Annotated in this window: 13 protein-coding genes; 11 read left to right on the plus strand and 2 right to left on the minus strand. The window is 68.9% G+C overall.

Annotated elements, in window-relative coordinates:
• Window positions 1–42 precede the first annotated feature (42 nt).
• A complete protein-coding gene (gene acnA / locus ABZ910_RS10190) occupies window positions 43–2,763 on the plus strand; it encodes an aconitate hydratase AcnA (RefSeq protein ID WP_361361564.1) in 2,721 nt (906 codons plus the stop codon).
• A 72-nt stretch (window positions 2,764–2,835) separates the two neighbouring features.
• On the opposite strand, the gene ABZ910_RS10195 is transcribed toward acnA, so the two are convergent.
• Window positions 2,836–6,642 (minus strand): GH92 family glycosyl hydrolase, encoded by a 3,807-nt coding sequence (locus tag ABZ910_RS10195; RefSeq protein WP_361361566.1) that lies wholly within the window; start codon window positions 6,640–6,642, stop codon window positions 2,836–2,838.
• A 352-nt stretch (window positions 6,643–6,994) separates the two neighbouring features.
• On the opposite strand from ABZ910_RS10195, the gene ngcE reads away from it, so the two are divergent.
• The 10 genes from ngcE (at window position 6,995) to ABZ910_RS10245 (ending at window position 20,799) form a co-directional block, all read left to right on the plus strand.
• Window positions 6,995–8,446: an N-acetylglucosamine/diacetylchitobiose ABC transporter substrate-binding protein gene (gene ngcE, locus ABZ910_RS10200; protein ID WP_361361568.1), complete on the plus strand. Its 1,452-nt coding sequence runs from the start codon at window positions 6,995–6,997 to the stop codon at window positions 8,444–8,446.
• 59 nt (window positions 8,447–8,505) lie between these two features.
• Entirely contained in the window at window positions 8,506–9,432 is a 927-nt protein-coding gene (locus ABZ910_RS10205) for a sugar ABC transporter permease (RefSeq protein WP_361361570.1), read from the plus strand.
• Between the two features lie 4 nt (window positions 9,433–9,436).
• Window positions 9,437–10,366 carry a carbohydrate ABC transporter permease gene (locus ABZ910_RS10210; protein WP_361361572.1) on the plus strand — a complete coding sequence of 310 codons (930 nt, stop codon included), beginning with the start codon at window positions 9,437–9,439 and terminating at the stop codon, window positions 10,364–10,366.
• Between the two features lie 265 nt (window positions 10,367–10,631).
• On the plus strand, window positions 10,632–11,831 hold the full coding sequence (locus ABZ910_RS10215; protein WP_361361574.1) for an ROK family transcriptional regulator: 1,200 nt from the start codon (window positions 10,632–10,634) through the stop codon (window positions 11,829–11,831).
• A gap of 133 nt (window positions 11,832–11,964) precedes the next feature.
• Window positions 11,965–13,062, plus strand: coding sequence for a substrate-binding domain-containing protein (locus tag ABZ910_RS10220; protein ID WP_361361814.1), 1,098 nt, complete (start codon window positions 11,965–11,967; stop codon window positions 13,060–13,062).
• A gap of 238 nt (window positions 13,063–13,300) precedes the next feature.
• Window positions 13,301–14,092 carry an ATP-binding cassette domain-containing protein gene (locus ABZ910_RS10225; protein ID WP_361361576.1) on the plus strand — a complete coding sequence of 264 codons (792 nt, stop codon included), beginning with the start codon at window positions 13,301–13,303 and terminating at the stop codon, window positions 14,090–14,092.
• A gap of 23 nt (window positions 14,093–14,115) precedes the next feature.
• On the plus strand, window positions 14,116–15,384 hold the full coding sequence (locus ABZ910_RS10230) for a sugar ABC transporter permease (RefSeq protein WP_361361816.1): 1,269 nt from the start codon (window positions 14,116–14,118) through the stop codon (window positions 15,382–15,384).
• 224 nt (window positions 15,385–15,608) lie between these two features.
• Window positions 15,609–17,540 (plus strand): 1-deoxy-D-xylulose-5-phosphate synthase, encoded by a 1,932-nt coding sequence (gene dxs, locus ABZ910_RS10235; protein WP_361361578.1) that lies wholly within the window; start codon window positions 15,609–15,611, stop codon window positions 17,538–17,540.
• Between the two features lie 146 nt (window positions 17,541–17,686).
• Window positions 17,687–19,216, plus strand: coding sequence for an amino acid permease (locus ABZ910_RS10240; protein WP_361361580.1), 1,530 nt, complete (start codon window positions 17,687–17,689; stop codon window positions 19,214–19,216).
• Window positions 19,217–19,296: 80 nt separating this feature from the next.
• Entirely contained in the window at window positions 19,297–20,799 is a 1,503-nt protein-coding gene (locus tag ABZ910_RS10245) for a glycosyltransferase family 39 protein (protein WP_361361581.1), read from the plus strand.
• Here ABZ910_RS10245 and ABZ910_RS10250 read toward each other — a convergent pair.
• Entirely contained in the window at window positions 20,771–21,142 is a 372-nt protein-coding gene (locus ABZ910_RS10250; RefSeq protein WP_361361583.1) for an NTP pyrophosphohydrolase, read from the minus strand. The genes ABZ910_RS10245 and ABZ910_RS10250 overlap by 29 nt on opposite strands.
• Window positions 21,143–21,156: the final 14 nt, after the last annotated feature.

Here is a 21,156-nt window from a genome sequence, read left to right on the forward strand (position 1 = left end):
CAGGATTGCGGTGGAACGCGCACATCAATGAAGGAGACTGTCGTGTCGGCGAACAGCTTCGACGCCCGCAGCACGCTGCAGGTGGGCGACGAGTCGTACGAGATCTTCCGGCTGGACAAGGTGGAGGGCTCGGCCCGGCTGCCGTACAGCCTCAAGGTCCTGTTGGAGAACCTGCTCCGCACGGAGGACGGCGCGAACATCACCGCCGACCACATCCGTGCCCTCGGCAGCTGGGACTCCCAGGCCCAGCCGTCGCAGGAGATCCAGTTCACGCCGGCCCGCGTGATCATGCAGGACTTCACCGGCGTGCCCTGTGTCGTCGACCTCGCCACCATGCGTGAGGCCGTCAAGGAGCTCGGCGGCGACCCGGCGAAGATCAACCCCCTGGCCCCGGCCGAGCTGGTCATCGACCACTCGGTGATCGCCGACAAGTTCGGCACGAACGACGCCTTCAAGGCGAACGTGGAGCTCGAGTACGGCCGCAACAAGGAGCGCTACCAGTTCCTGCGCTGGGGCCAGACCGCCTTCGACGAGTTCAAGGTCGTCCCGCCGGGCACCGGCATCGTCCACCAGGTCAACATCGAGCACCTCGCTCGTGTCGTCATGGTGCGTGACGGCAAGGCGTACCCCGACACCCTGGTCGGCACCGACTCGCACACCACCATGGTCAACGGCCTCGGCGTCCTCGGCTGGGGCGTCGGCGGCATCGAGGCCGAGGCCGCGATGCTCGGCCAGCCGGTGTCGATGCTCATCCCGCGCGTCGTCGGCTTCAAGCTGACCGGTGAGCTCAAGCCCGGCACGACCGCCACCGACCTGGTGCTGACCATCACCGAGATGCTGCGCAAGCACGGTGTGGTCGGCAAGTTCGTCGAGTTCTACGGCGAGGGTGTGGCCGCGACGTCGCTCGCCAACCGCGCCACCATCGGCAACATGTCGCCGGAGTTCGGCTCCACCGCCGCGATCTTCCCGATCGACGACGAGACCCTGAACTACCTGCGCCTGACCGGCCGCTCCGACCAGCAGGTCGCGCTCGTCGAGGCCTACGCCAAGCAGCAGGGCCTCTGGCTGGACCCGGCGGCCGAGCCCGACTTCTCCGAGAAGCTCGAGCTGGACCTGTCGACGGTCGTCCCGTCCATCGCCGGCCCGAAGCGCCCGCAGGACCGCATCGTCCTCGCGAACGCCGCCGAGCAGTTCAAGACGGACGTCCTCAACTACGTCACCACCACCTCCGACGAGGCGGGCGAGGAGTCCTTCCCGGCCTCCGACTCGCCGGCGGTCCACCCCAACGGCGGCCCGTCCAACCCGGTCACGGTCACCGCCCCCGACGGCACGACCTACACCCTGGACCACGGTGCGGTGACGGTCGCGGCCATCACCTCCTGCACCAACACCTCGAACCCGTACGTCATGGTCGCCGCGGCGCTCGTCGCCAAGAAGGCCGTGGAGAAGGGCCTGACCCGCAAGCCGTGGGTCAAGACCACCCTCGCCCCGGGCTCGAAGGTCGTCACCGACTACTTCGAGAAGGCGGGCCTGACCCCGTACCTCGACAAGGTCGGCTTCAACCTCGTCGGCTACGGCTGCACCACCTGCATCGGCAACTCCGGCCCGCTGCCGGACGAGGTCTCCAAGGCCGTCAACGACCACGACCTCGCGGTCACCTCGGTCCTCTCCGGCAACCGGAACTTCGAGGGCCGTATCAACCCCGACGTCAAGATGAACTACCTGGCCTCCCCGCCGCTGGTCGTCGCGTACGCCCTCGCGGGTTCCATGAAGGTGGACATCACCAAGGACGCCCTCGGCATCGACCAGGACGGCAAGCCGGTCTACCTGGCCGACATCTGGCCGACCGAGGCCGAGGTCAACGACGTCGTCGCCAACGCGATCGGCGAGGACATGTTCGCCAAGTCCTACGAGGACGTCTTCGCCGGCGACGCCCAGTGGCAGTCGCTGCCGATCCCGACCGGCAACACCTTCGAGTGGGACGCCGAGTCGACGTACGTCCGCAAGCCCCCGTACTTCGAGGGCATGGGCATGGAGCCGGCCCCGGTCGGCGACATCGCCGGTGCGCGCGTCCTCGCCAAGCTGGGCGACTCGGTCACCACCGACCACATCTCCCCGGCCGGCGCGATCAAGGCCGACACCCCGGCGGGCCAGTACCTCACCGAGCACGGTGTGGAGCGTCGTGACTTCAACTCCTACGGCTCGCGCCGAGGCAACCACGAGGTCATGATCCGCGGCACGTTCGCCAACATCCGCCTGCGCAACCAGATCGCGCCGGGCACCGAGGGCGGCTACACCCGCGACTTCACGCAGGAGGGCGGCCCGGTCGCCTTCATCTACGACGCCTCGCAGAACTACCAGGCCGCCGGCACCCCGCTGGTCGTCCTGGCCGGCAAGGAGTACGGCTCCGGCTCGTCCCGCGACTGGGCCGCCAAGGGCACCGCGCTCCTCGGCGTCAAGGCCGTCATCGCCGAGTCCTACGAGCGCATCCACCGCTCGAACCTCATCGGCATGGGCGTGCTCCCGCTCCAGTTCCCGGAGGGCGCCACGGCCGAGGCCCTCGGCCTGACCGGCGAGGAGACCTTCTCCTTCACCGGCGTCGAGGAGCTCAACAACGGCACCACGCCGCGCACAGTCAAGGTGACGACGGACACGGGCGTCGAGTTCGACGCGGTCGTCCGCATCGACACCCCCGGCGAGGCGGACTACTACCGCAACGGCGGCATCATGCAGTACGTGCTGCGCAACCTGATCCGCAAGTAAGCCTTACGGAACAGCAGTCGAGGGCCGCATCCCCGGTGACGGGGGTGCGGCCCTCGTGCGTGCTGTGTGCCCTCAGCCCAGCAACTCCACCTCCGCCAGCGTCGCCTTCCCGCTCAGGACCAGCCGGTACTCCGTGTACGAGCCCGGGTCGGCGATCGTGAACGCCCGGGTCTGCCGGTTCCAGGCGAACGACTGGCCGGAGCGCCGGTCCAGGGTCTTCCAGGCCGTGCCGTCCGTCGAGCCCTGGAGGGACCAGCCCTGGGGCGCCGTAGTGCGGTCGGTCGACGACGTCAGCGTGTACTGGACCGGCTTCACCGCCCCGCCCACCGGCAGGCTCACGGACGTCACCGTCGCCGCCGTCGCCGACGTGTTGTCGAACAGGGCGCCGGAGCCCTTCAGCACGTCCGCCCGCGGCGTCGGGACCTTGTCGTCCCGGGTGACGGAGACCGGGGCCGCGTTCGCCCCGGTGCCCCAGGTCGAGGGCTTCGAGCCCATGCGGAAGTCCAGGACTCCGCCCTTCGCGAGCAGCGAGTGGGGGAGTGAAGTCGACGTCCAGGCAGTGCCGTTGACCTTCAGGCTCTGCACGTAGACGTTCTTCGCGCTGTTCGCCGGTGCGTTGATCACCAGGTCCTTGCCGTTCTCCAGGTGGACGGTCGCCTTCTTGAACAGCGGGGAGCCGATGGCGTATTCGCCGCTGCCCATCACCAACGGGTAGATGCCGAGCGCGGAGAAGAGGTACCAGGCCGACTGCTCGCCGTTGTCCTCGTCGCCGTGGTAGCCCTGGCCGATCTCGCTGCCCGTGTAGAGGCGGGAGAGCGCCTCGCGGACGCGCTGCTGCGCCTTCCAGGGCTTGCCGGCCGCGTCGTACATGTAGATCACGTGGTGCGCGACCTGGTTGGAGTGGCCGTACATGCCCATCCGTACGTCCCGCGCCTCGGTCATCTCATGGATGACGCCGCCGTACGAGCCCACGAACTCGGGGGAGGCCGTCTCCGGCGTGGCGAAGTACGAGTCCAGCTTGTCGGCCAACGCCCCTCGCCCGCCGTACAGGTTGGCGAGGCCCCGGCTGTCCTGCGGGGCGGTGAAGGCGTAGCCCCAGCCGTTGGTCTCCGTGTAGTCGTAGCCCCACACGCGCGGGTCGTACGAAGCCGAGTCCACGCGCCAGTTGCCCTGCGCGTCCCGGCCCTGGAAGAAGCCGGCCTTCTTGTCGAAGAGGTTCACGTAGTCCCGGGCGCGGTTGCGGAAGTACTGGGACTCCTCCTGGTAGCGCTTCTCGCCCGTCTTCTTGTACAGGGCGTCGCCCATCTGCGCGATGCCGTAGTCGTTGACGTAGCCCTCCATCGCCCAGGACAGGCCCTCGTGCGTGTCGGTGCTGGTGTAGCCGAGGAAGGGTGAGGTCGACATGCCCTTGCGGCCCACGCCCGACGACGGGGGGACGACCGTGGCGTTCTTCAGGGCCGCGTCGTACGCCGCCTTCGCGTCGAAGTGGACGCCCTTGACGTACGCGTCGGCGAACGCGACGTCCGAGGAGGTGCCGGTCATCAGGTCGGCATAGCCGGGGGAGGACCAGCGGGAGGTCCAGCCGCCGTCCTTGTACTGCTGCACGAAACCGTCCACCATCTCGCCTGCCTGACCTGGCGTCAGGAACGAGTACGCCGGCCATGTCGTCCGATAGGTGTCCCAGAAGCCGTTGTTGACGTACACCCTGCCGTCGACGATCTTCGCCCCCGTGTGGGTCGGGGTGTCCGGGGCCGGCATGGGGGAGAAGGGCGAGGCGTACTTGTACGTCGAACCGACCTTCTCGAAGCCCGAGTTGGGGTACAGGTACAGCCGGTAGAGGCTGGAGTACAGGGTGGTCAGCTGGTCCGGGGTCGCGCCCTCGACCTCGACCTTGCCGAGCAGCTTGTCCCAGGCGCTTCGGGCACGGGACTCGACCGTGTCGAACGAGGTGCCGTCGGGGATCTCCTGGCGCAGGTTGTCCTTCGCCTGGTCCACGCCGATCAGCGAGGTCGCCAGGCGCAGGGTGACGGTGTGGTCGGCGCCCGCGGCGAAGCGCATGTAGCCCTTGACGCCGCTCGACGTGCCGTCCGTCACCGGCTTGTCGAAGACGCCGTACACGAAGAGCCGCGTCGCCCCCGTCGACAGGCCCGACTTCACGTCGGAGTAGCCGGTGACGATGCCGTGCTCCTTGTCGAGCGTGAGGCCCGCCTGCTCGGTGACGTTGTCGAACAGCACGCTCGCGTCGGTGCCCGGGTAGGTGAAGCGCAGCGCGGCCGCGTGGTCGGTCGGCGTCATCTCCGCCTTCAGGCCGTTCTCGAACCGCACCCCGTAGTAGTACGGCCGTGCCGTCTCGTTCTCGTGGCGGAAGGCGAGGGCCCGTGCCGCGCGGCCGGTGTCGGGAGTGCCCGACGCGGCGGACGGCATCAGCTGGAAGGTCTGCCGATCGCCCATCCAGGGGCTCGGCTCATGGCTCGCGCTGAACGCCTGGATCGTCGGCAGGTTGGCGTCGTTGTTCGCCCGCGCGTACTCGTACAGCCAGCTCAGCGAGGACGCGTTGGTCACCGGCGTCCAGAAGTTGAAGCCGTGCGGCACCGCGGTCGCCGGGAAGTCGTTGCCGCGCGAGAAGCTGCCGCTGGAGTTGGTGCCGCGGGTGGTCAGCGCGTAGTCGGCGAGGTGGGCCTTGGGCTTCTCGGGCGCGACCGCTTTGATCGCCACGTCGTCGAGCCAGCCGCGGAACTTCGCCGGGCCCTTCGGGGAGTCGTACGCCACCAGGATGCGGTCGACGGTCTTGCCCGCGGCGACCGAACCGATCCGCGAGGCCACGTTGTTCCACTGGTTGACGTACAGCGCCCTGGACGCGCCCTGCCCCTGCGGGGACAGCCGGAAGCCGTGCTGGTCGGTGGCGCCCAGGTCGCTCAGGTAGGTGCCGTCGGTGAAGGCCAGGTCCACGGAGACGTTCGTGGCGTCGTAGTCGCGGTCGCCGTCGGCCATGGACGGGAAGATGCGGTACGACAGCCCGGTGTCCGCGCCGACCGGCACGTTCACGTCGAAGACCTTGTTGTACGAGTACGCTCGCCCGTCCGCCGTGTGCCGCCCGGCGTATCGGAGGGCCCGCTTGCCGGTGAAGCCGGCGCCCGCCTTCGCGGTCGGCGAGCCGCTCGGGCCGCGGTCGACGAGCGAGAGCATGTCCTGCGGGACCGGTCCGCCGCTGCCGCCCGTCGAGAACTGCACGTCGGCCAGTTGCAGGATGTTCGAGGCGCCGTTGTTCCCCGTGACGTCGAGCCGGAAGTGCTGGTATTCGGCGGTGGGTTCGGCGAGGTCGTACGTCTTCGTCTGGAAGCGCTCGGAGAAGGTCTCGCCGGAGCGGCCGTCGACGGTCTTCCAGTCCTTGCCGTCCGTGGAGCCCTGGAGGGTCCAGTCCTTCGGGTCGCGCTCGGCGAAGTCGTTGGCCGAGGTGAGCGCGTACGTCGCCAGCTTGATGGGCTTGTCCAGGTCGAACTCGACCCAGCCGGTGGGCTCGAACGTCAGCCACTTGGTGCCCGGTTCGCCGTCGACGAGGTTCTCCTTCACCTCGCCCGCGCCCGCGTTCTCGCCGCTCGCCCGTACGTCGGTGACGTGGTCGGTGACATTGCCCGGGATGCCGGTGCTGTAGCCGCCGTCGACGCCCGAGGAGCGCGGGGTCCCGTCCGGTCCCGTGTCGACGGTGTTCAGCCAGTCCGGCTGCGGGTCGCCCGTCTCGAAGGAGGACGTGAACGTGCCGCCGTCCGCCGGACCTTCGGCAGGCCGGGCGACCGCCGCCCCCTGCGCGCCCACCGCCATGACGAAGGCGGCCGTCAGCACGACCGCCCTGCCGTATCTGTGCCGAGCTCTCCGCTGCATCGGTCGACACCCTCCCTGAGCTCACGTCGGACAACGTTGTCAACTTCCGTGCGCAGTACTCAGTAGGGCGTCAAGTGGCCAGTGATGTCAAGGGTGTTGGCCGTGGCATTCGAGGGTCTATGTCCGCGGATTTTTCCGGCAACGCGGTCGCGGGGGGTCCGAATGGCCGTGAGGTCTCAACTCGGAAAAGACCGATGGCCAACCTTGCGTTCGATCTTGCTCCGTCGACGGGAAATGGACTATACCTGTCGGCGTTTCCTGCATGACTCTGCACGACCCAGCACGACCCGACCGCGGTGCCGGGGAGGATCCGGTTCACCGCCTGAGTCCTGGAGAAGGCGAGGACTTGAGCATGGGATCCACGTCCGCAGCGAACCACGGTGCCGGGGGCGTCGGCCGCCGTGATCTGATCAAGCGGTCCGCCGCACTCGGTCTGCTCACCGTTCCCACGGCGGGCTTCCTGTCCGCGTGCGCGAGCGGTGGCGGCGGCAGCCAGGACAAGGCCAAGGCCGGCAAGAAGACCGCGAAGAACCCACTCGGCGTCAACGACACCGCACAGATGGAATTCGTGCTGTTCGACGGCGGCTTCGGCAAGGAGTACGCCCAGGACGCCGTGAAGATCTACCAGAAGGACTTCCCCAAGGCGAAGGTGAAGTTCTCCGCGACCCAGAAGATCCAGTCCACCCTCCAGCCCCGGTTCAACCAGGGCAACCCGCCGGACCTCATCGACAACTCCGGTGCCGAGCAGATGGACATGGGCGTCCTGGTCGGCAAGAACCAGCTCGCCGACCTCACCCCGCTGCTCGACGCCCCGTCGTACGACGACCCGAACAAGAAGGTCCGCGACACGCTGCGCCCGGGCATCGTGGAGATGGGCCAGTTCGACGGCAACCCGGTCTGGATCCTCTACTACGCCTACACGGTGTACGGCGTCTGGTACTCGCAGAAGGCCCTGGACTCGCTCGACGAGCAGTACCCGGAGACCTGGGACCAGATGCTCAAGGTCTGCGAGAAGGCCAAGAAGAAGGGCATGGCGGGCTGGACGTACGCGGGCAAGTACCCGTACTACCTCCCCTTCTCGCTCTACCCGATGATCGCCAAGGTCGGCGGCCGCGAGGTCCTGGAGGCCATCGACAACCTGGAGCCGAACGCCTGGAAGCACCCGGCGGTCAAGGCCTGCTTCGAGGCCTACTACGAGCTCTACAAGAAGGGTTACGTCCTCAGGGGCACCCCGGGCCTGGACCACATCCAGTCGCAGACCGCGTGGGCCAAGGTCAAGGCGCTGTTCATCCCGAACGGCTCCTGGGTGGAGAACGAGTCGGCGAACGTCATCCCGAAGGACTTCGACCTCGCGGTCTCCGCGCCCACCGGCATCGACAGCTCCGACAAGATGCCGTTCGGCACCATCTGGGCCTCCGGTGGTGAGCCCTTCGTGGTCCCGGCCAAGGCGAAGAACGGCGCGGGCGGCATGGAGCAGCTGCGCATCATGCTCAGCGAGGCCTCCTCGAAGAACTTCACGTCCAAGGTGAAGTCGCTGACCGCCTTCAACGGCGGCACCACCGGCATCCCGCTCACCCCGGGCCTCAAGTCCGGTGTCGCGGCGCTGGACAAGGCCGGCCAGAACGTGGTGAATCCGCGGATCCAGGACTGGTACGTGCAGCTGGAGAAGGAGAAGATCGGTGTGGCCGGTCTCGGCGAGATGATGGCGGGACGCCTCACCCCGGCCGAGGCCGTCAAGAAGATCCAGGGCTTCGCCGACGAGGCCGCCAAGGACACGTCGATCAAGCACTACAAGCACCAGTAAGCGCCTGTGAGGATCCGTCACCAGCGGCGGCGGCCGTCCGCAGATCGGGGTCGGTAGCAATGCAGCACGGCAAGTACCGGTTCATCGTGGGGTTCCTGGCGGCTCCCCTGGGGCTGTACGCGCTCTTCGTCGTATGGCCGTTCATCCAGTCCATCTACTACTCGTTCACGGACTGGACGGGGCTCAGCCCGGACTTCAAGATGGTCGGGTTCGCCAACTACAGAAGGATGCTCGACGACGAGATCTTCTGGAAGTCGTTGCAGCACAGCCTGCTGTTCGCGTTGCTGCTGCCGCTGGTGACGATCAGTTTCGCCCTGTTCCTCGCCTTCATGATCAATGTGGGCGGGCGGAGAAGGAGGGGCGGCCCGGTGATCTCGGGCGTCCGCGGCTCCTCCTTCTACAAGATCGTGTACTTCTTTCCCCAGGTGCTGTCGATCGCGATCGTCTCGCTGCTGTTCGCGTTCGCGTACAACCCGGACAGCGGCGCGATCAACTCGATCCTGCGCGGGGTCGGGCTCGACAGCATCCAGCCGCTGTGGCTCGGCGATCCGAGTCTGGCCCTGTGGGCCGTGATGGGAGTGCTCGTCTGGTCGACGGTCGGCTTCTTCGTCGTCCTGTTCTCCGCGGGTATGGCCTCCATACCTTCGGATCTGTACGAGGCCGCCCTGCTGGACGGGGCGAACCGTTTCACCACGTTCTTCCGCATCACCCTGCCGCTGCTGTGGGACACCGTGCAGTCCGGCTGGGTCTACATGGGCATTCTCGCCCTGGGCGCCGAGTCGTTCGCGGTCGTGCACATCATGACCGTCGGGCCGGGCGGCCCCGACTACTCGACCACCGTCATGGTCCTGTACGTGTACCAGAAGGCGTTCCGGGACGGTCAGGCCGCCTACGCCACCACCATCGGCGTCGCCCTGCTCGTCGTCACGCTCGCCTTCGCCGCGATCGTGATGCGGCTGGGCCGTCGCGAGCGGCTGGAGTTCTGAAGCGATGAAGACGACCGAGACCCCCGCCCCCGTACCGGCCGAGTCCGGCGACGGTGTGTCCGTCGTGAAGGTCGACGTCCCCGCGGGGCGACGGCCTGCGGGGAAGAAGGAGGGAGGCGTCCTCAACGTCTTCTCGCACGGCATCCTGATCATCTGGGCGTTCATGGTGACCATGCCGCTGCTGTGGGCGGTGATGACGTCCTTCAAGGACGACAGCTCGATCTTCGGCTCGCCCTGGGCGCTGCCGGACAAACTGCACTTCGGCAACTGGGCGCGGGCCTGGACCCAGGCCAACATGAGCGACTACTTCCTCAACACCGTTCTGGTGGTGGGCGGTTCACTCATCGGCACGCTGATACTCGGCTCGATGGCGGCCTACGTCCTCGCCCGCTTCGACTTCCCGGGCAACCGCTTCATCTACTACCTGTTCATCGGCGGCATGAGCTTCCCGATCATGCTGGCGCTGGTCCCGCTGTTCTACGTCGTGAACAACATGGGCCTGCTGAACACGATCCACGGCCTGATCCTCGTCTACATCGCGTACTCGCTGCCGTTCACGGTGTTCTTCCTGACGGCGTTCTTCCGCACGCTGCCCACGTCGGTGGCGGAGGCGGCCTTCGTCGACGGCGCCTCGCACACCCGCACCTTCTTCCAGATCATGCTGCCGATGGCCAAGCCCGGCCTGATCAGCGTGGGCATCTTCAACTTCCTCGGCCAGTGGAACCAGTACATGCTGCCCACGGTCCTCAACACCGACCCCGACAAGCGCGTCCTCACCCAGGGCCTGGTCCAGCTGGCGGTCAGCCAGGGCTACAAGGGCGACTGGTCGGGTCTCTTCGCGGGCCTGGTGATGGCCATGCTGCCGGTGCTGGCCGCGTACATCGTCTTCCAGCGCCAGGTGGTCCAGGGGCTCACCGCGGGTGCGCTGAAGTAGGCGGAGGGCCGGCGGCCGGGGCGTACGGCCGGCAGGCCGGGATTTGCACGCGCACATCACTCCGTGGTCACTCCGGGACGGCACCCGAGCCCGGACGGTGACCCTATGGAGCAGGGAGAGCGATTTCCGTCAAGGACTTGACTGCGGTAACCCGTTCAGCAGAGCTTGGAGTTCACAACTTGTAAGTGGCCCGGGTTCCGCAGGCGTGACCTGGGCCACGGGCGGCATCGTGGCCGCCCGGCCGAGGGCAGGAATGGATGGGTCGATGGAGACTCCGGGGTCGCAGTCGTCGCTGCACCGAGCCAACCTGGAACGAGTCGTGCGGGCCGTGCGGCTGGCCGGGTCGCTCACGCAGGCGGAGATCGCGCGGACGACCGGCCTGTCCGCGGCGACGGTCTCCAACATCGTCCGGGAGCTCAAGGACGGCGGAACCGTCGAGGTCAGGCCCACCTCGGCGGGCGGACGGCGGGCCCGCAGCGTCTCCCTGAGCGGCGACGCCGGCATCGTCATCGGCGTGGACTTCGGCCACACCCACCTGCGCGTCGCGATCGGCAACCTGGCCCACCAGGTGCTCGCCGAGGAGGCCGAGCCCCTCGATGTGGACGCCTCCTCCACGCAGGGCTTCGACCGGGCGGAAGAGCTGGTCAACCGGCTGATCGAGGCGACCGGAGTGGACCGCGCCAAGATCGCGGGCGTCGGGCTCGGCGTCCCCGGGCCCATCGACGTGGAGTCCGGCACCCTGGGCTCCACCGCCATCCTGCCGGGCTGGACCGGCACCAACCCGGCCCAGGAGATGCGCCGCCGGCTGGGCGTGCCCGTGCACGTGGACAACGACGCCAATCTGGGCGCCCTCGGTGAGCTGGTGTGGGGCAGCGGCCGGGGCGTGCGCGACCTGGCGTACATCAAGGTCGCCAGCGGGGTCGGGGCCGGTCTGGTGATCAACGGGAAGATCTACCGCGGGCCCGGCGGCACCGCGGGCGAGATCGGGCACATCACGCTCGACGAGTCGGGCCCGGTCTGCCGCTGCGGCAACCGCGGCTGCCTGGAGACCTTCGCGGCCGCGCGCTACGTGCTCCCGCTGCTCCAGCCCAGTCACGGCGCCGACCTGACGCTGGAGGGCGTCGTACGGCTGGCGCGTGACGGCGACCCGGGCTGCCGCCGGGTGATCGCCGACGTCGGCCGCCACATCGGCAGCGGCGTGGCCAACCTCTGCAACCTGCTGAACCCGAGCCGGGTGGTCCTCGGCGGGGACCTCGCCGAGGCCGGTGAGCTCGTGCTCGGGCCCATCAGGGAGTCCGTCGGCCGCTATGCCATCCCCAGCGCGGCGCGCCGGCTCACCGTTCTGCCCGGGGCTCTCGGGGGCCGCGCGGAGGTCCTCGGGGCGCTCGCCCTCGCGCTCAGCGAGATGGGTGATTCGACCCTTTTGGACGGGACACTGGCCGTGGCCGCGCCTGCCTTCACTTAGAGAACGGATGGCACCGTTGCCATCTCGTTAAGTATTTACTTCTTGACGCCGCACGAGCGGCCGAGTTGACTTCCAGCCACCTCGGCCGCAACGACGCGGCCTCGTCAGGGAGGTTTCTGTAGTGAACACGCGTATGCGTCGTGCCGCCGTTGCCGTTGTCGCTGGTGCGATGGCCGTCTCGCTCGCCGCCTGTGGCAGCGCCAAGCAGTCCGGCGACAAGGCCTCTTCCTCGTCCGCGAAGAAGAAGGGCGACAACATCAAGGTCGGCCTCCTCCTTCCGGAGAACCAGACCGCGCGCTACGAGAAGTTCGACCGCCCGTTGATCGAGAAGAAGGTCAAGGAGCTGACGAACAACAAGGGCCAGGTCGTCTACGCCAACGCCACCCAGGACGCGACCAAGCAGAACGCCCAGGTCGACTCCATGATCACCAACAAGGTGGACGTCCTGATCGTGGACGCGGTCGACGCCAAGGCCATCAAGGGCTCGGTGCAGAAGGCCAAGGACGCGGGCATCCCGGTCGTCGCCTACGACCGCCTGGCGCAGGGCCCGATCGACGCCTACACCTCGTTCGACAACGAGACCGTCGGCAAGACGCAGGGCGAGGCCCTCCTCAAGGCCCTGGGCTCCAAGGCGAAGTCCGGCAAGATCGTCATGATGAACGGCTCCATCACCGACCCGAACGCCGCCCAGTTCAAGAAGGGCGCCCACGAGGTGCTCAAGGGCAAGGTGAACATCGGCAAGGAGTACGACACCAAGGAGTGGAAGCCGGAGAACGCCAACTCCAACATGGAGGCGGCCATTTCCGCGATCGGCAAGAAGAAGATCGTCGGCGTCTACTCCGCCAACGACGGCATGGCCGGCGGTATCATCACCGCCCTCAACGCCGCCGGCATCAAGGTCCCGGTCACCGGCCAGGACGCCGAACTCGCGGGCGTGCAGCGCATCATCGCGGGTGAGCAGTACATGAGCGTCTACAAGCCGTACGCCCCCGAGGCCGCCGCGGCCGGTGAGATGGCCGTCGCGCTCGCCCAGGGCAAGAAGCTGGACTCCGTCGCCAAGGACAAGGTCGACAGCCCGACCACCAAGGCGGTTCCGTCGGTTCTGGTCCCGGTCACCTCGCTGACCAAGGACAACATCAAGGACACCGTCATCAAGGACGGCGTCTACACCGTCGCCGACATCTGCACGGCCAAGTACAAGAAGGCCTGCGACACGCTCGGCCTCAAGTAACCCGACCTCAAGTAACCCGGCCTCGGGCAAGCCGAGTCCGGCTTCACCCAGGCAGCGTCAAGTCCCTTGCCGGTCACGGGGATTCGGTTCACGATCCCCGTAACCCGTCCGGACCGCTGCTCCAGGCTCCTCCGGCGCCCCACTCATCGGACAGCCCCGCAAGCTCGTCGCGGGGCGCCGGACGGAACATCCCCCCAAACTTCTGCACAACCTCCCGCCGGGTCAGGCGGCGAAGGAGTTGGTTCACGTGTCCGCTACGCCCGTGCTGGCGTTGCGCGGGGTCTCGAAGCGATTCGGTGCCGTTCAGGCGCTCACCGACGTAGAGCTTGAGGTCCACGCCGGAGAGGTGGTCGCCCTCGTGGGCGACAACGGCGCCGGAAAGTCCACGCTGGTCAAGACGATCGCCGGCGTGCATCCCATCGATGACGGCGTCATCGAATGGCAGGGCGGGTCCGTCCAGATCAGCAAGCCGCACGACGCCCAGGTCCTGGGCATCGCGACGGTGTACCAGGACCTCGCGCTGTGCGACAACATCGATGTCGTCGGCAACCTCTACCTGGGCCGGGAGATCCGCAAGCGCGGCATCCTGGACGAGGTGGAGATGGAGCGCCGTTCACGCGAACTGCTCACCACGCTGTCGATCCGCATCCCCAGCGTCCGCATCCCGATCGCCTCGCTCTCCGGCGGTCAGCGCCAGACCGTGGCCATCGCCCGCTCCATGCTCGGCGAGCCCAAGCTGGTCATCCTCGACGAGCCCACCGCGGCCCTCGGTGTCGAGCAGACCGCCCAGGTCCTCGACCTCGTGGAGCGGCTGCGCGAGCGCGGCCACGCCGTGATCCTCATCAGCCACAACATGGCCGACGTCAAGGCCGTCGCCGACAAGGTGGCCGTCCTGCGCCTGGGCCGTAACAACGGCGTCTTCGAGGTCAAGTCGACCTCGCAGGAAGAGATCATCTCCGCCATCACGGGCGCTACGGACAACGCCGTGACCCGCCGTGCGGCCCGCAGCAACGGGGAGGCCCAGAAGTGAGCAAGACCGAGAACGCGGCCTCCGTGCCGCAGGAGCACAGCGTGGAGAACCTGGACGCGGCGGCCGGCGCGGCCACCGTCGTCGACCCCCGGCTGCTCGTGCGCGAGCAGGGCTTCGCGGGCTATCTCACCGAGTTCAAGCGCAAGATGAAGGCCGGTGACCTGGGTTCCATCCCGGTCGTCATCGGTCTGGCCATCATCTGGATCATCTTCCAGAGCCTGAACTCCAACTTCCTCACCGCGGGCAACCTGTCCGACATCTCCGTCGCCATGGTCGGCACGGGCATGATCGCCGTCGGCATCGTCTTCGTGCTGCTGCTCGGCGAGATCGACCTGTCGGTCGGCTCGGTCTCCGGTGTCGCGGGCGCCGCCTTCGCGGTGCTCCAGGTCACCAACGGCATGAACGAGATCCTCGCGCTCGTCCTGTCGATCCTCACCGGCACGGTGGCCGGCGCGCTCAACGGTTTCTTCTTCGCGAAGATCGGTGTGCCGGCGTTCGCCGTCACCCTGGCCGGTCTGCTGTTCTGGAACGGCTTCATGCTCAGGATCCTGGGCGACAACGGCACCATCAACCTGGACAGCGACGGCCTGGTCGCCCAGCTGACCAGCTACTACTTCTCCGACGTGGCCGCCGCCTACGGTCTGGCCATCGTCGCGACGGTGCTGTTCTTCCTCAGCTCCTACTTCGGCAACAAGCGGCGCGAGGCCGCGGGCGTGCCGTCCCGGCCGCTGAGCGAGATCATCCTGCGCGCCGTGCTGCTGGGTGTCGTCTCCCTCGTCGTCGCGGCCGTCTACAACCAGTACAAGGGCCTGCCGCTGGCCGTCGTGATCTTCATCGCTGTGCTGCTGGTCACCGACTTCGTGCTGCGCCGCACCACGTACGGCCGTAAGATCTTCGCCCTCGGCGGCAGCGTCGAGGCGTCCCGGCGTGCCGGTATCAACGTGGAGCTGGTCCGGATCTCGGTCTTCGCGATCTCGGGCATGTTCGCGGCGATCGGCGGTCTGTTCATCGCCTCGAAGATCGCGTCCGCCAACCAGGGCGCGGGCAGCGGTGACCTGCTGATGAACGCCATCGCCGCGGCCGTCATCGGCGGTACGTCGCTCTTCGGCGGCCGCGGCCGCACCTGGAACGCCCTGCTCGGCGTCCTGGTGATCGTCTCCATCCAGTACGGCCTCGCCCTGGAGGGCATCGCCTCGCCGGTCCAGTACATGATCACCGGTGGCGTGCTGCTGGCGACCGTGGTCATCGACGCGGTGACCCGCAAGACCCAGAAGACGGCCGGCCGCGCGTAAGCGCTCCGCATACCGTCGCGAACCCGTCCCGTGCCCGGCGCCCATGGAGGCGCCGGGCACGGTCGCGTCATAAGTGGATCCGATCACGTGATCGGAAAGTCCATCCGGGGTACGGCTGTTCGCGTGACCCGAGACCCCCTGCCCGAGCGCGGAGGGCAACATCGGAACATTAGACTCGTCGGACCCGGCAACAGCTCGATCAGTTCTACTGCAAGGAGGCACGGGTGCCGCTGCTGACCCGCATCAGGGGACCGCGCGATCTGGACCGGCTCAGCCAGGAGGAGCTGGCCCAGTTGGCAGAGGAGATCCGCACCTTCCTCGTCGACGCCGTAGCCAAGACCGGTGGCCACCTCGGCCCGAACCTGGGCGTGGTCGAGCTCACCATCGCCATGCACCGGGTCTTCGAGTCACCGAAGGACAAGATCCTCTGGGACACCGGCCACCAGTCCTACGTGCACAAGCTGCTCACCGGGCGGCAGGACTTCTCGAAGCTGAAGCAGAAGGGCGGCCTGTCCGGCTACCCCTCGCAGGCCGAGTCCGAGCACGACGTGATCGAGAACTCGCACGCCTCCACGGTCCTCGGCTGGGCCGACGGCCTCGCCAAGGCCAACGAGTTGCACGACCGGGACGCCCATGTCGTCGCGGTCATCGGTGACGGCGCGCTCACCGGCGGCATGGCCTGGGAGGCGCTGAACAACATCGCCGACGCCAAGGACCGCCCCCTGGTCATCGTCGTCAACGACAACGAGCGGTCGTACGCGCCGACCATCGGCGGCCTCGCCAACCACCTCGCGACCCTGCGCACCACCGACGGGTACGAGCGCTTCCTCGCCCGGACCAAGGAGGTGCTCCTCGAGCGCACCCCGGTCGTCGGCAAGCCGCTGTACGAGACGCTGCACGGCGCCAAGAAGGGCTTCAAGGACTTCATCGCCCCGCAGGGCATGTTCGAGGACCTCGGCCTGAAGTACGTCGGCCCGATCGACGGCCACGACGTCGAGGCGCTGGAGTCGGCGCTGGCCCGCGCCAAGCGGTTCGGCGGCCCGGTGATCGTGCACTGCCTCACCGAGAAGGGCCGCGGCTACCAGCCCGCCCTGCAGGACGAGGCCGACCGCTTCCACGGCATCGGCCCCATCCACCCCGACACGGGCCTGCCGATCAAGGCCTCGGGCGCCGACTGGACCTCCGTCTTCGGCGACGAGATGGTCCGCCTCGGCCATGAACGGGGGGACATCGTCGCGATCACGGCGGCGATGCTGCAGCCGGTCGGCCTGAAGAAGTTCGCCGACGCCTTCCCCGACCGCATCTACGACGTCGGCATCGCCGAGCAGCACGGCGCCGTCTCCGCGGCCGGCCTCGCGACGGGCGGGGTGCACCCCGTCTTCGCCGTGTACGCCACCTTCCTCAACCGCGCCTTCGACCAGGTGCTGATGGACGTGGCCCTGCACAAGTGCGGGGTGACCTTCGTCCTGGACCGGGCCGGCGTCACCGGCACCGACGGCGCCTCCCACAACGGCATGTGGGACATGTCGATCCTCCAGGTCGTGCCGGGCCTCAGGATCGCCGCCCCGCGCGACGCCGACCAGGTGCGCGCCCAGCTGCGCGAGGCCGTCCAGGTCGACGACGCGCCGACCGTGGTGCGCTTCTCGAAGGGCGCCGTCGGTCCCGCCGTACCGGCCGTCGGCCGTGTCGGCGGCATGGACGTGCTGCGCGAGCCCGGCACCGTCACCCCGGACGTGCTGCTGGTCTCCGTGGGCGCCCTCGCGCCGATGTGCCTGGAGGTCGCCGACCTGCTCGACAAGCAGGGCATCACCACCACCGTCGTCGACCCGCGCTGGGTCAAGCCCGTCGACGAGGCCATGGCCCCGCTCGCCGAGCGGCACCGCGTGGTCGTCACCGTCGAGGACAACTCCCGTGTCGGCGGCGTCGGCTCGGCCGTCGCCCAGGCCCTGCGGGACGCGGGCGTCGACGTCCCGCTGCGCGACTTCGGCATCCCGCCGCGCTTCCTCGACCACGCCTCGCGCGCCGAGGTCCTGGCCGAGATCGGGCTGACCGCGCCCGACATCGCCCGCCAGGTCACCGGTCTGGTCGCCAAGCTGGACGGCAGGTTCGACCGCACGGCCGCCGAGGTCGACTCGGTCGAGGCGGCGCGCGACTGACGCGTCCAGGCCTCCACATGGGCCGGTTTCTCCATCCGCAAAGGGTGGTGAAACCGGCCCATCTGCGTGAATCCGACCGCGCCGGGGCATACGTACCACGCCCCCTCTCGATCATGTCGAGGACGCCGAGCGTGGGAGGTAACCCCGTGAGCAGTACCCTCTTCCGGACGAAGAAGGTCGAGCAGTCCATCCTCGACACCGAGGAGCCCGAGCACGCGCTGAAGAAGTCGCTGTCCGCGCTGGACCTGACCGTCTTCGGCGTCGGCGTCATCATCGGCACCGGCATCTTCGTCCTCACCGGCAAGGCCGCCAAGGAGAACGCGGGGCCCGCGGTCGCGCTGTCCTTCGTCGTGGCCGGCATCGTCTGCGCCCTCGCCGCGCTCTGCTATGCCGAGTTCGCCTCGACCGTCCCGGTGGCGGGCTCCGCGTACACCTTCTCGTACGCCTCTCTCGGGGAACTGCCCGCCTGGACCATCGGCTGGGACCTGGTCCTGGAGTTCGCGCTCGGCACGGCGGTGGTCGCCGTCGGCTGGTCCGGTTACGTCCGCTCGCTCCTCGACAACTGGGGCTGGCATCTGCCCGCCTATCTCGCCAGCCGCGACCAGGCCCACGGCTTCGGGTTCGACATCCTCGCCGCCGTACTGGTGCTGGTGCTCACCTGCATCCTCGTCGTCGGCATGAAGCTCTCCGCCCGCGTCACCGAGGTCGTCGTCGCCATCAAGGTGACCGTCGTCCTGATCGTGATCGTGGCCGGCGCCTTCATCGTCAACGCCGACAACTACCGGCCGTTCGTTCCCAAGGCTCAACCGGTGGAGGCGGGTGGCACGCTCAGCGCCCCGCTGATCCAGCTGATGGTCGGCTGGGCGCCGTCCAACTTCGGGGTGATGGGCATCTTCACCGCCGCCTCCGTCGTCTTCTTCGCCTTCATCGGATTCGACGTCGTGGCCACCGCCGCCGAGGAGACCAAGAACCCGCAGCGGGACATGCCGCGCGGCATCCTCGGCTCCCTGCTCATCTGCACCACGCTGTACGTCGCGGTGTCGATCGTCGTCACGGGCATGGAGCACTACAGCAAGCTCTCCGTGGACGCCCCGCTCGCCGACGCGTTCAAGGCCACCGGGTACCCCTGGTTCGCGGGCGTGATCAGCTTCGGCGCCGCGATCGGCCTGACCACGGTCTGCATGATCCTGCTGCTCGGTCAGACCCGGGTGTTCTTCGCGATGAGCCGCGACGGCCTGCTGCCCCGTTTCTTCTCGCACGTCCACCCGCGCTTCAGGACCCCGCACCGGCCGACCATCCTGCTCGGGGTGCTCATCGCGATCATCGCGGGCTTCACCAGCCTGAGCGAACTCGCCGAGCTCGTGAACATCGGCACCCTGTTCGCCTTCGTCGTCGTCGCGCTCGGCGTCATCATCCTGCGCCGCACCCGCCCGGACCTGCACCGCGCCTTCCGCACCCCGTGGGTGCCGTTCCTCCCGATCGTGTCCGTCCTCGCCACGCTCTGGCTGATGCTGAACCTGCCGGCGGAGACCTGGATCCGGTTCGCCATCTGGATGGTGATCGGCTTCGTCGTGTACTTCCTGTACGGCCGCTCGCACAGCCGCCTCGGACGGCACGAGGAGACCACGGTCGAGGAGGTGCGCGGGAACCATCCGCCGGAGGGCAACCGCCCGTAGACCGCCCTCCCCTCGACCCGCTTGTCGTTCCGGCCCCGTATGCCCCGGTTCGGGGCGCGGGGCCGGATAGCGTGCTCACCATGCTCGCCGCGCTGCTCGCCCCACCACGGTCCGCAGCCGCCCGGACGGCGTACTGGACGCGGCTGCTGCCCCTGCTGGCGGCGCTGGCCTGCGTGACCCGTGCCCCGTCGTTCGCCCGGCCGCTGTGGAGTCCGGACGAGGGCTATCTCGCCGTACAGGCCCGGATACTCGCAGGGGGCGGCCGGCTGTACGAGACGGTCGTGGACCGCAAGCCGCCGATCGTGCCGTGGCTGTACGAGGGGGCGTTCGCGGTGTTCGGCTCCGACTCCCTCACCCCGCTGCGCGTCCTCGCGGTCCTCGCCCACCTGCTCACCGCGGCCCTGCTGGCCGGGGTCGCCCGGCGCCGCTGGGGCGACACGTCGGGCCGTACGGCCGGGGTGCTGTACCTGCTGATCTCCGTCGGACTCAACCCCGAGGACGCGCAGGCCGCCACCTTCGAGGTGTTCATACTGCCGGGCACCGCCGCCGCCCTGTGGTGCGCGGACCGCCGCCGCTGGGGCGCGGCCGGGGTGGCCGTCGCCTGCGCCTTCCTCGCCAAGCAGACCGGCGGGGCGGTGCTGGTGCCGGTGCTCTGGCTGCTGCACCGCGGCGGCGCGCCGCGCCTCGCGGGCCTGCGCCTGTGCGCCGGGGTGGCGGTCCCGGTGCTCTGTGCGGCCCTGGTCACCGATCCGGCGGGCTTCGTGTTCTGGACGGTCACGGGATCGGGCACGTACGCCACCTTCAGCGGCTCAGAACTCCACTCGCTCGTAAGGGGGTTGACCAACGCGGCGATCCTGTCCGTGGCCTGCGCGGGGCTGATCCCGCCCCTGGTGCGGGCGCCGCGGGCGGCCCGTGCGGGAGTCGCGGACCTGTGGCTGTGGCTGGCGTCCTCGGTCGTCGCCGTGCTGCTCGGCTTCCACTTCTTCGGCCACTACTTCCTGCAACTCACCCCGGCGGTGGCCCTGTTGGCGACGGCCGCGCTGCGCGGGGCGCCCCGGGAGCGCCGGACGGCCGCCGTCCTGACCTCGGCCTGCTGCTGCGCCTTGTTCCTGACCTGGGGCCTGCTGGCCCCGCGTCCCGAACTCACCCACGCCCAGCGCCTGGCGGCCGCGGTCGCCCACCGCACGTCATCGGCCGACCGTGTGCTGGTGTGGGGCATACACCCGGAGACGTACTGGCTGGCCGCCCGCACCCCGGCCAGCCGCTACCTCACCGCGGGCCTGCTCACCAACTACAGCGGCGGCCGCGACGGCCCGCAGGTCGGCGAGAAGTACGCCGTCCGGGGCGCCTGGCCCGTCTTCCGCGCGGAGATGGCCGCGCACGCCCCGGCCTTGGTGATCGACGACTCCCGCGGAAAGCCGTACGCCCCCACCCGTCTGCCGACGCTGCGCCGCCTGCTGGCGGAGCGATACGAGGCGGTGGGGGAGGTGGACGGGGCCGTGCTGTACGCGCGCGTGGGCGCCGAGCGGGGCGGGGGCACGGCAGGCGGCCCGGTCAGCCGAGCACCGTCCGCGGCCCGGTGACCTCGGCGCCCAGGTCCGTGACCCTGCGGCGCAGTTCGCGGTCGGCCGTGACGACCAGGCGGGGGCGGTCGCCGGCCGTCTCGACCAGCTCGACGATGTAGTCGTCGCCGCTCTTGGGCGCCGACTTCACCTCCACGCCGGGCACGGACTCCACGCCGCGGGCCGCGCCCTCGACGACGAGCACGAGCTCCACGGGGGAGGGGCGGCCGGGCAGGCCGTCGGCCGCCAGCCGGTCCCGCAGCCGCTCGGCGGCCCCCTTCCGGTCCCGCCACCAGCCGTCGGGCACCGACCCGACGACGTTCGCGGCGTCGACGATCACGAGCACCGGGGCTTCTTCGTTCATGTCCCCAGGGTCGC

Source organism: Streptomyces sp. NPDC046805 (assembly GCF_040645355.1).
In the GTDB taxonomy this organism is placed as follows: Bacteria; Actinomycetota; Actinomycetes; order Streptomycetales; family Streptomycetaceae; genus Streptomyces.

What these genes read in the sequence shown, in the direction of transcription:
- ABZ910_RS10245 (WP_361361581.1), top strand. Translation starts at nt 19,297, where the DNA reads ATGCTCGCCGCGCTGCTCGCCCCACCACGGTCCGCAGCCGCCCGGACG.
- ABZ910_RS10205 (WP_361361570.1), top strand. Translation starts at nt 8,506, where the DNA reads ATGCAGCACGGCAAGTACCGGTTCATCGTGGGGTTCCTGGCGGCTCCC.
- ABZ910_RS10215 (WP_361361574.1), top strand. Translation starts at nt 10,632, where the DNA reads ATGGAGACTCCGGGGTCGCAGTCGTCGCTGCACCGAGCCAACCTGGAA.
- ABZ910_RS10220 (WP_361361814.1), top strand. Translation starts at nt 11,965, where the DNA reads ATGCGTCGTGCCGCCGTTGCCGTTGTCGCTGGTGCGATGGCCGTCTCG.
- ngcE (WP_361361568.1), top strand. Translation starts at nt 6,995, where the DNA reads ATGGGATCCACGTCCGCAGCGAACCACGGTGCCGGGGGCGTCGGCCGC.
- ABZ910_RS10250 (WP_361361583.1), bottom strand. Translation starts at nt 21,142, where the DNA reads ATGAACGAAGAAGCCCCGGTGCTCGTGATCGTCGACGCCGCGAACGTC.
- ABZ910_RS10195 (WP_361361566.1), bottom strand. Translation starts at nt 6,642, where the DNA reads ATGCAGCGGAGAGCTCGGCACAGATACGGCAGGGCGGTCGTGCTGACG.
- ABZ910_RS10210 (WP_361361572.1), top strand. Translation starts at nt 9,437, where the DNA reads ATGAAGACGACCGAGACCCCCGCCCCCGTACCGGCCGAGTCCGGCGAC.